We start from the raw sequence: 1,648 nt of genomic DNA, 5'->3' as shown, positions 1-1,648 counted from the left end.
GACCGGTACGGGGCGTTATGTGCGGGTCAACGGCACCCAGCGCGCCACCGCTTACGGCTACTCCCTGTGGGAGTTCGAAGTCTACGGAAGCTGAGAGGAAACCGCCCGTGCATACCCTGTTCAGAAGCAGGATGGCAGTCGCAGTGGCCACGGTCTTCGCCATGGTGCTCGCCATGGCGTCACCGGCCTCCGCGGTGTCCTCCAACACCGCGGCCGCCACGGCCGCCGCGGCCCCCCCGATCACCTACAAGGTCCTGGTCTTCTCCAAGACCACGGGGTTCCGGCACTCCTCGATCCCCAACGGCGTCGCGATGATCAGGCAACTGGGCGTCGACAACGGATTCGCGGTCGACGCGACCGAGGACGCCGCCGTGTTCACCGCCGCGAACCTCGCGCAGTACAAGGCCGTGGTCTGGCTGTCGACCACGGGTGACGTGCTCAACGCCACCCAGCAGACGGCGTTCGAGTCCTACATCCGCGGCGGCGGCGGTTACGCGGGCGTCCACGCGGCGGCCGACACCGAATACGACTGGCCCTGGTACGGCGGGCTGGTCGGCTCCTTCTTCAAGTCGCATCCGGCGACCCAGGCGGCGACGGTGCGCTTCGAGGACCGGGCCAACCCCTCGACGGGGCACATGGCGCCGACCTGGAACCGCACCGACGAGTGGTACGACTACCGCACCAACCCGCGTGCCGACGTCAAGGTGCTCGCCACCGTCGACGAGTCCACCTACTCCGGCGGCAGCATGGGCGCCGACCACCCGATCACCTGGTGCCACGGCTACGAGGGCGGCCGGGCCTGGTACACCGGCATGGGCCACACCGAGGAGTCCTACGCCGACCCGACCTTCAGCAAGCTGGTGCTCGGCGGGATCCAGGTGGCCGCGGGCGTCGCGCACGGCGACTGCCGGCCCGAGGCCGGTTACACGCCGCTCTTCGACGGCACCCAGGCCAGCCTGGACAAGTGGCGCCAGGCCGGACCGGGGGGCTTCACCCTCGGAGGAGGCACCATCAGCTCCTTCGGCGGCATGGGCCTGCTGTGGTATCCGCTGAGCACCTTCAGCAACTACTCGCTCAAGCTCGACTGGATGATGCCGGGCGATGACAACGGCGGCCTGTTCATCGGCTTCCCCGACCCCGCGGGCGACCCGTGGGCCCCGGTCTCCACGGGCCACGAGATCCAGATCGACGCCACCGACGCCGATCCGTCCCGCACCACGGGCAGCGTCTACAGCTTCCAGGCGCCGGACTCCGCGCTGCGCGCCGCGAACCTCAACCCGCCCGGCACGTGGAACACCTACGACGTCCGGGTGCACGGCCAGCACGTCGAGATCTACCTCAACGGCGTGAAGATCAACGACTACACCAGCACCCGGAACATCGCCAACGGCTACATCGGCGTGCAGAACGACGGCGACGCCGCGCACATCAGCTACCGCAACATCCGCATCAAGCAGGACTCGGCGCAGCCGACCGCCGACCTGGCGCAGGGCAAGCCGGTCACGACGTCGAGCGTGGAGGCGGGCAGCGCCCACGTGGGCGCCAACGCCGTGGACGGCAACGCCACCACCCGCTGGTCCAGCGCGTACACCGATCCGCAGTGGATTCGGGTGGATCTGGGGGCGTCGTATGCCCTGAACCGGGTGCG

The 1,648-nt window shown here is 69.2% G+C and carries 1 protein-coding gene; it reads left to right on the top strand.

All coding sequences use genetic code 11. The annotated features are described in order from the left end of the window. Window positions 1–131: 131 nt before the first annotated feature. A partial coding sequence (locus CHC08_RS47835; protein WP_218825860.1) for a ThuA domain-containing protein occupies window positions 132–1,648 on the top strand: 1,517 nt, incomplete at its 3' end.

It is taken from the genome of Streptosporangium subroseum (assembly GCF_900188345.1).
GTDB lineage: Bacteria > Actinomycetota > Actinomycetes > Streptosporangiales > Streptosporangiaceae > Streptosporangium > Streptosporangium subroseum.
This window is presented reverse-complemented; position numbering and strand designations above follow the sequence as displayed.